Raw genomic sequence first — 8,108 nt, 5'->3', positions numbered from 1 at the left:
CTCCTGGACCTTGACGATCTTCTGGGCGTGCGCGTTCGACAGGCTCCCGCCAAACACCGTGAAGTCCTTGGAGAACACGAACACCAGCCGGCCGTTGATATTGCCCCAGCCGGTCACCACCCCGTCGCCGGCCACCTTCTGGTCGGCCATCCCGAAGTCCGTCGCCCGGTGCTCGACGAACATGTCGAACTCCTCGAACGACCCCTCGTCCAGCAACAGGTCCAGGCGCTCTCGAGCCGTCAGCTTGCCCTTGGCGTGCTGAGACGCGATCCGACGCTCGCCACCGCCAAGCCGAGCCTCCGAACGGCGGCGCTCAAGCTCCTCAAGGATCTGTTTCACGCGGCGTCTCCCACAGTGGAGGCAAAGGGGTAGTCGGACGAATTGGACCGCGCAACCGCGATCAGGGGCCAGGCCGGATCACCGCCAGGTCGCTCAAGGCGGCCACGGCGTGGTCGAGGAAGGCGCGGACCTTCCTGGAGACGTGGCGGCTCGGGGCCACCAACTGCACCGGCAAGGGTTCGGGTTCGAACCGAGGCAGCAGCCGGACCAGGGCTCCGGACGCCAGGTCCTGAGCCACCTGGTAGGAGAGCGGCCGGCCGATCCCGTGGCCGGCGCGCAGGGCGATCAGGGCCGCGTCGATCTCGTTGACGCTCAGCCGGGGCGTCAGCCGCACCGAATGGTCGCGGAAGCGCCACTCGGCGGCGCCGGTCAGGACGCCGGAAAAGACGATCTCGTGGTCCGCCAGGTCGGCCGGCTTCGTCGGCGTTCCGCGCCGCGCCAAATAGTCGGGCGACGCCACCAGCATGCGCCGCACCTCCCCCACCCTGCGCGCCACCAAGCCGGAATCGGCCAGGGCACCGATCCGCAGGGCCAGGTCGATCTGGCCCTCGATTAGGTCGAGGTTGCGATCGTGAAGCACCAGCTCGACACTGACCTGCGGATGGAGGCCAAGGAAGCTCGCCACCACCGGCGTCATGTGCCGGCGGCCGAACACCAACGGGGCGGTGATGGTGATCAGCCCCCGCAACGGGCCATCGTCATCCGGAGCCAGGGCCTCCTCATAGGCGGCGAGCAGGCCGCGCGTCTTCCCCGCCAAGGCGCGACCGGCCTCGGTGGGATTGAGCCTGCGGGTGGTGCGCTCGATCAGCCGGGCCCCGGCGCGGGCCTCCAGACCAGCCACGATCCGCGTCACGGCCGGCGGTGAGCGGCGCAGCTTGCGCGCGGCGGCGGCGAAACTTCCGGTCTCCAGCACGGCCATGAACACCGTCAGTTCGTCCAGGCGATCCATCAGTCATTCCGAGAACTGGAATAGTCAATTGCCAACTAGCAGCATTCACCCGGCTTTCGGCAAGAGATAGTCTGGGCCTCGCCATCTCAGGGAGACGCCCATGTCCAAGATCCGGCTGTACGGAACACCGCTGTCTGGCCACGCCCACCGGGTGGAGCTCATGCTGCGCATCCTGGGTCTAGACTTCGAGTTCGTGGAGGCCGCCGCCGCGGTTCGCGCCTCCCCGGAGTACGCCAGGCTCAACCCCCTGCGCCAGATCCCCGTGCTCGAAGACGGCGACCTGGTCCTGGCCGATTCCAACGCCATCCTGGTCTATCTGGCCAGGCGCTACGATCCCGACGGTCCCTGGCTGCTGAACGATCCGGTGGGCGCGGCGAAGATGCAGCGGTGGCTGTCCATCGCGGCCGGCGAAGTGATGTACGGCCCGGCCACCGCGCGCATGGCCCTGCAGTGGAACATGCCGGGAGACCCCGTTCGCGCCAGGGAAATCGCCGAGCGGCTGCTGGTCTTCATGGAGCAGCACCTGCGGGACGCGACCTACCTCGCCGCCGACCACCCGACCATCGCCGACCTCGCCTGCTATTCCTATGTGGCCCATGCGCCAGAGGGAGCGATCCCGCTCGCCCCCTACCCCGCCGTTCGCGCCTGGCTGGCCCGGGTCGAGGCCCAACCCTGGTTCAAGCCGCTTCCGGCCTCGCCGATCCCGGCCTGACCTCATGGACCCCTTTCATCCCAACGAGCGCGCGGCCCAGCGCCGCGCGGGCCTGATGGCCTTGCCGACGGGCGCGGGCATCCGCGATTTCATGCCCGACCAGCATCGGGCCTTCTTCGAGGGTCTGACATACCTCTTCGCGGGCGCGGTCGAGCCCGACGGCTGGCCGGCCGCGACGATGCTGACCGGCGCGCCGGGGTTCATCGCCAGCCCCGACGAGCACACGCTACGGCTGGCCGTCCGGCCCGATCCCGCCGATCCTGCCCAGGCGCTGCTGACGCCGGGCGCACAGATGGGCCTGCTGGGCCTCGACCTTTCCAACCGCCGCCGCAACCGGGCCAATGGTCGTATCGCCGCGGCCCATGACGGGATCGCCATCGTGATCGACCAGAGCTTCGGCAACTGTCCGCAATACATCCAAACCCGCAGCGTCGAGGCGGTCGCCCGCTCGCCGGGTCCGCTGGAGCGCTTCGCCGGCCTCGATGCCGACGCCCGCGTCACGATCGCCGCCGCCGACACCTTCTTTGTCGCCACCGCCGCGCAGGGGGAGAACGGCGGGGTCGACATCTCCCACCGGGGCGGGCGTCCGGGCTTCGTTCGGATCGAGCACGATGTCCTGACCATCCCGGACTTCCGGGGCAACCGGTTCTTCAACACCCTGGGCAACCTGTTGGCCGACCCCCGCGCGGCCCTGCTGTTCCCGGATTTCGAGACCGGCGACCTGACCCAACTCCAGGGCCGGGCCGAGGTGCTCTGGGACCAGGCCGGGCTCGAAGGCGCCGAGCGCCTGTGGCGTTTCACTGTCGAACGCGGCTGGCGTCGCCGCGCGGCGATCCCGCTGCGCTGGACATTCGGGGACTATTCGCCGACCACCTTGGCTACGGGAACCTGGGGCTAGATCAGATGGACGTGCGGCTCAGCCCGATCCGGCGCGAAGACGAGCAAGTGCTGCAGAACCTCATGCAGTTCTATACCCACGACTTCTCGGAATTCTGGGCGGGAACCGCGCGGGGCGATCTGCAGGCCGACGGACGGTTCGCGACCTACCCCTTCGCCTCGTACTGGACCGAACCGCGCCGCACGGCGTCGTTCATCTGGCGGGGCGACATCCTGGCGGGGTTCGCCCTGGTGACCGACCATAGCCATTCTGGCCAACCTATCGACCATAGCGTCGCGGAGTTCTTCGTGCTGCGGAAGCATCGCGGCGCGGGCGTGGGTGCGGCGGCGGCCAAACTGGTCTTCGCCGAACGTAGGGGACTCTGGGAGGTCGCCGTGGCGCGGAAGAACACCGCGGCGCTGTCGTTCTGGCGCCGCACCGTGGCCGAAACGCGGGGCGCGACGGGTATCCGTGAGATCGACGTCGAGACAGCCGCCTGGGACGGCCCGGTCATCCTGTTCCGCCGCGACGCCTAGCTCAGCGCCCGGAACCAGCGGTCCAGCATTGTGGACTCCACGAACAGCCGCGCCGTGCGTTCGGCCGCCTCCTCGTCGACGCCCCATTTCTCTTCCTGAAAGGCCTCGTCGATCCGCGACAGTTCGTAGGCCTGCTCGCCGGTGAGCCAGCCCCGCTGCAGGGCGAGCGCCAGGACCGCCGAACCGAACAGGGAGGTTCCGAAGGCCACGCCGGCCAGGGCGAAGTCGTCGAGTTCGAGGGCCAGCGCCTTGACCTTGGCCAGGGTCTCGCCCGGTTGGGCGCGATGGACGATGCCCACCGCGCGCAGCAGGACCAGGCCCAGCTCCTGTTCGGCGCGATCCAGCATCGGCGACCAATGCTCCGTCTGCCGCGCGGCGAGCGCTTCGGGCTCCTCGGCGTAGTAGCAGAGCAGGTCCGAGCCCGCGAAATCGGCCACCTGCTGCGCCACGCCGTCACGAGCCTGGGGCACGGCTTCCAGCGCCGTGAAGGCCAGGCGGGTGACGTTCATCTCCGCCAGCTCGATCACGTCGGTCTGGGCGGCCCATTCGGCGGCCACCAGATCGGCCAGGGCCAGGGTCGGCAGGATAAGCACCCCGCCCTTGGGCGAGCGCACGTTGCGGCCGTCCAGCTTGACCTGGAACCCGCCCGCCTCGGCGACCACCGAGACGTCCTTGTAGAAGCGCCTGGGCTTTTCGCCGGGCTCGTGAAAACCTTTTCGCACGCGCGCCTCCAACCGTCCGCGACGGAATTCCGCGGGTCGCCCCGTGCAATGGGGACGGAAGTGGAAATGCGCAAGGAGCCAGTTGTGGCCGACCGCGATCTGGACGCCGCTATCGCCGTCACCCGCTTCGGCCTGGGCGCCAGGCCAGGAGAGATCGCCGCGGCGCGTGGCGACCCGCGCGGCTACCTCACGCGACAGATCCGCCGCGCCGGCGCGGACCAGCCGCGGACCAACGGCGAGACCTCCGCCCAGCGGATCGCGGGCTTCCGCGTCTATCAGCAGGACAAGGGCGCCATGAAGCGGGCGGCGGGCGACGACACGCCGGTCTCCGACGCCCGCGACCCGGTGAAGATCGCCCAGCGGATGCTGCGCGACGATGTGGCGACCGACTTCACCGCCCGCGCCCGGCTGGGGGCGGAGACAGAGGCCGGCTTCCGCGAGCGCTGGACCCTGTTCTGGGCCAACCACTTCACGGTCTCGGCCAATAAGCTGCTCACGGCCACGGTGGTCGGACCCTTCGAGAACGAGGCCATACGCCCCCATGTGTTCGGTCGGTTCGCCGACTTGCTGTCGACCGCCACCACCCACCCGGCCATGCTGCTCTACCTGGACCAGGCTCAGTCTGTCGGTCCCGACAGCCCGGCGGCCCAGTTCGTGTCCCGACCTCGGCGCGGCGTCGGCGGCCGGCCCGGCGGCGCGCAGAGGAAGCTCGGCCTGAACGAAAACCTCGCCCGCGAGATTCTGGAATTGCACACGGTCGGCGTCGATGGCGGCTACACCCAGGCCGATGTCACCGAGTTCGCCCGCGCCATGACCGGCCTATCGGTCGGCGGCCTGCGCGAAGATCCCGAAATGATTGGCCGGCCGGTGTTTCGCGCCGTGGCCCACGAGCCGGGAACCCGCACGGTGATGGGCGTGCGCTACGCCCCCGGCGGCAAGGAACAGACCGGCGCGATCCTGGCCGACCTGGCCGACCGGCCCCAGACCATCCGGTTCGTCTGCACCAAGATCGCCCGTCACTTCGTGGCCGACAGCCCTCCGCCGGCGCTGGTCGCGCGGCTGGAGCGGGCTTGGACAGACTCCGGGGGCGGCCTGGACGCCGTCGCCCACGCCCTGATCGCCGCGCCGGAGGCCTGGTCGCCCCAGCCGGCCAAGTTCAAGACGCCCTACGAGTTCGTGATCTCGAGCTGGCGGGCCGCAGACGGCGCGCCGCGCGACATCGCCCGCCTAGCGCCGGTGCTCAACGCCATGGGCCAGAAGGCGTTCTCCGCCCCCTCCCCTAAGGGTTGGCCCGAGGAGACGGCGGCCTGGGCGACGCCCGCGGCCGTCGTTCAGCGTCTGAGCTGGGCCCAGGCCTTTTCCGCCGCCGCCGTACGGGATCGGGACCCGAAGGCGCTGGCCGTCGCTGCTCTTGGGGCGCGGCTCTCGCCCGCCACGGCCACCGCCATCGCCCGGGCCGAGTCCAGGGCCGAGGGCTTTGCTCTGTTGCTGATGAGTCCGGAGTTTCAACGCCGATGACCGTGCACCTCACCCGCCGCCGGGCGCTGATGGCGGCGACCGGCTTCGGCCTCTCCATCGATCTGCTGGCCCGTCCCGCCTTCGCCGCCACGGGCGACCTGTCGCGGCGCAAACTGGTGGTGGTGATCTGTCGTGGCGGCCTGGATGGCCTGACCTTGGCGCCGCCGACCGGCGATCCCGACTATCAGGGCCTTCGTCGCAACCTGGCCCTGGGCGACGACGCGCTGCGGCTGGACGGGACGTTCGGCCTGCATCCGGCGATGACTTCGGTCCATGACCTGGCCAAGGCGGGCCAGGCCCGCATCGCCCCGGCCGTGGCCACCCCCGACCGCGCCCGCTCGCATTTCGAGGCCCAGGACGTTCTGGAGACCGGGGCGGCGGTGGTCTACGGGACCTCCTCTGGCTGGCTCAATCGCGCTGTCGAGAGCCTGAAGGCGGCGCGCAAGGTCGAGGCCCTTTCGGTCGGCCCCACCTCTCCGCTGATTCTGCGCGGCCCGGCGGCGGCGTCCTCCTGGTCGCCTGGCCGAGGCGTCGACGCCCAGGCCCGACTGCCGGGCCTATTGCAAGATCTCTACAAGGACGATCCCGTGCTGGGCCCGGCCCTGGCGCGGGGTCTGGCGACCGAGACCATGGCCCAGTCGGCCATGAACGGCCTCGCCGAGGGCGCCGACGCGCCGTCGATGATGGGCGCCGCTCCCGCCGCCGGCGGCGTGGAAGGCTATCTGCGCCAAGGCCAGGAGGCCGCGCGCAAATTGGGCGGGACCCTGGCGGGCTTCATGCGCGAACCCGGCGGCCCGCAGATCGCTGCGCTCAGTCTCGACGGCTTCGACACCCACGCCAACCAGGGCGCGGCGAAGGGACAGCTAGCCAATCGCCTGGGCTATCTGGACGCGGTGTTGAACGGGCTCCACACCGGGCTCGGCCCCGAATGGAGCAACACCGTTGTCATCGTCGCCACCGAGTTCGGCCGCACCGCGCGGGTGAACGGCACCAGCGGCACCGACCACGGCACCGCCTCGACGGCGCTTGTGCTGGGCGGATCGCTGAAGCCGGGCGGCATCATTGGAGACTGGCCCGGCCTGAAGACTAGCGCCCTCTACGAGAACCGCGACCTTGCCCCGACGCTGGACATGCGCGGCCTGTTCAAGGGCGTGCTGGCCGACCACATGGGCCTGGACCGTCGCGCGCTGGAGACCACGGTCTTTCCCGACAGCGCCACGGCCCGTCCGGTGACAGGGCTGGTCTGAGGTCCCTGGCCCCGGCAATCTCGCGGCCATGGCCGACGAGATTCTAAGCCCGCGCGATCTCAACCGCATCCTGCTGGCCCGCCAGATGCTGCTGGCCCGAGAAGCCATGTCGCCTGTCGAGGCCATCGGCTGCCTGTTCGCCATCCAGGCCCAGCTTCCCCGCGCCGCCTTCGTCGGATTGTGGGCGCGCTTGAGCGGGTTCAGGCGCGAGGATCTGCTGGAGGCCATCCAGTCGCGGAGGGTCGTCCGCTCGACCCTGATGCGCGGGACGTTGCACCTGGCGACCGCCGACGACATCCTGGCCTTCCGCACCACGGTCATGCCCCCGCGCGACATCACCCTGCCGGGCGGCATCCGCCCCACGCCGGCGCAGGTGGATCAGGTGATGGACCTCGCCGAGCGCCACTTCGCCCCCGAGCCTAAGGACTTCGAGAGCGTCAGGCAGGTCTTCGCCGAAGCCGGGGTGGAAAATGTGCGCAACATGGCCTGGGGCGTGCGGGTCTGGCTGCCGCTGGTGCAGGCCAGCCACGATGCGCCGTTCGGCCACGAGCCTGGCGGCGCCTTCACCCTAGTCAAGACCTGGCTGGGCCGCGACGAGGACGCCTCGCCCAAGCCTCAGGCGCTGGCCCGCCGCTATCTGGCCGCCCATGGCCCCAGCCTGCCCGGCGACTTTTCCGGCTGGTCGGGACTGAAGGCCGCCGCCGCCATCCTCGAGTCCATGGGCGGGGATCTCGTCACCTTCCGCGATGAGAAGAAGCGCGTGCTCTACGACCTGAAAGACGCACCGCGGCCAGGCGGCGACACGCCCGCGCCGGTCCGACTGCTGGCCGATTTTGACGGCGCGATCCTGGGCCGCGCCGACCGGACCGGGATCATCCGCCCGCGGCACGCCCCGTTGCTCGCCAGCAAGAACGGGCTGATCCCTGCGATGGTCCTGGTCGACGGGGTCGTGACAGGGACCTGGCGGATCGAGGCCAAGCGCAAGACCACCGCGATCGCCGTGCGGCTGTTCGAGGCGGTCTCGGCCAAGGACCGCAAAGCCATTGGGGCTGAAGCGATCTCGGCCGCCAAGTTCCTGGCGCCGGAGGCCGAGGCGAGCGTGAGCTTCGAGGGGCCGTAACTACCGCCGCTTGCGCCTGAAGGGTTCGCGATCGGCCTCGTGCTCGTCGAATCCGAAGCGCTTGAAACCGGCCTTCAGCTCCTTGCCG

9 protein-coding genes are annotated in these 8,108 nt (G+C 70.2%); 6 read left to right on the top strand and 3 right to left on the bottom strand.

Annotated elements, in window-relative coordinates:
- Both RMO04_RS04075 and RMO04_RS04070 read right to left on the bottom strand, forming a co-directional pair.
- Window positions 1-339, bottom strand: a 339-nt coding sequence (locus RMO04_RS04075; protein ID WP_309643517.1) for a carboxyl transferase domain-containing protein, incomplete at its 3' end; no start/stop codon positions are given.
- A gap of 61 nt (window positions 340-400) precedes the next feature.
- Window positions 401-1,288, bottom strand: a complete 888-nt coding sequence (locus RMO04_RS04070; protein ID WP_309643516.1) for a LysR family transcriptional regulator — start codon at window positions 1,286-1,288, stop codon at window positions 401-403.
- A gap of 100 nt (window positions 1,289-1,388) precedes the next feature.
- Between RMO04_RS04070 and RMO04_RS04065 the strand changes: the two genes are divergently transcribed.
- From RMO04_RS04065 to RMO04_RS04055, 3 genes are read left to right on the top strand one after another with little or no spacing between them, the layout of a single operon-like run.
- Window positions 1,389-2,000, top strand: coding sequence for a glutathione S-transferase (locus RMO04_RS04065; RefSeq protein WP_309643515.1), 612 nt, complete (start codon window positions 1,389-1,391; stop codon window positions 1,998-2,000).
- A 4-nt stretch (window positions 2,001-2,004) separates the two neighbouring features.
- Window positions 2,005-2,898, top strand: a complete 894-nt coding sequence (locus RMO04_RS04060; protein ID WP_309643514.1) for a pyridoxamine 5'-phosphate oxidase family protein — start codon at window positions 2,005-2,007, stop codon at window positions 2,896-2,898.
- A 5-nt stretch (window positions 2,899-2,903) separates the two neighbouring features.
- Window positions 2,904-3,413, top strand: coding sequence for a GNAT family N-acetyltransferase (locus RMO04_RS04055; RefSeq protein ID WP_309643513.1), 510 nt, complete (start codon window positions 2,904-2,906; stop codon window positions 3,411-3,413).
- On the opposite strand, the gene RMO04_RS04050 is transcribed toward RMO04_RS04055, so the two are convergent.
- A complete protein-coding gene (locus RMO04_RS04050; protein WP_309643512.1) occupies window positions 3,410-4,135 on the bottom strand; it encodes an ATP12 family protein in 726 nt (241 codons plus the stop codon). The two genes, RMO04_RS04055 and RMO04_RS04050, sit on opposite strands and share 4 nt — an antisense overlap.
- 66 nt (window positions 4,136-4,201) lie before the next feature.
- Here RMO04_RS04050 and RMO04_RS04045 point away from each other — a divergent pair, with 66 nt between their 5' ends.
- The 3 genes from RMO04_RS04045 to RMO04_RS04035 are packed head-to-tail and all read left to right on the top strand — an operon-like array spanning window position 4,202 to window position 8,020.
- Window positions 4,202-5,653: a DUF1800 family protein gene (locus RMO04_RS04045; RefSeq protein WP_309643511.1), complete on the top strand. Its 1,452-nt coding sequence runs from the start codon at window positions 4,202-4,204 to the stop codon at window positions 5,651-5,653.
- Window positions 5,650-6,900, top strand: a complete 1,251-nt coding sequence (locus RMO04_RS04040; protein WP_309643510.1) for a DUF1501 domain-containing protein — start codon at window positions 5,650-5,652, stop codon at window positions 6,898-6,900. Before RMO04_RS04045 ends, RMO04_RS04040 begins: the two co-directional genes overlap by 4 nt.
- 28 nt (window positions 6,901-6,928) lie before the next feature.
- Window positions 6,929-8,020 (top strand): winged helix DNA-binding domain-containing protein, encoded by a 1,092-nt coding sequence (locus RMO04_RS04035; protein WP_309643509.1) that lies wholly within the window; start codon window positions 6,929-6,931, stop codon window positions 8,018-8,020.
- The last annotated feature ends 88 nt before the right edge of the window (window positions 8,021-8,108 follow it).

This window comes from Phenylobacterium sp., from assembly GCF_031412415.1.
GTDB lineage: Bacteria > Pseudomonadota > Alphaproteobacteria > Caulobacterales > Caulobacteraceae > Phenylobacterium.
The sequence above is the reverse complement of the archived record's forward strand: the minus strand, read 5'-3'. Positions and strand labels throughout refer to the sequence as shown.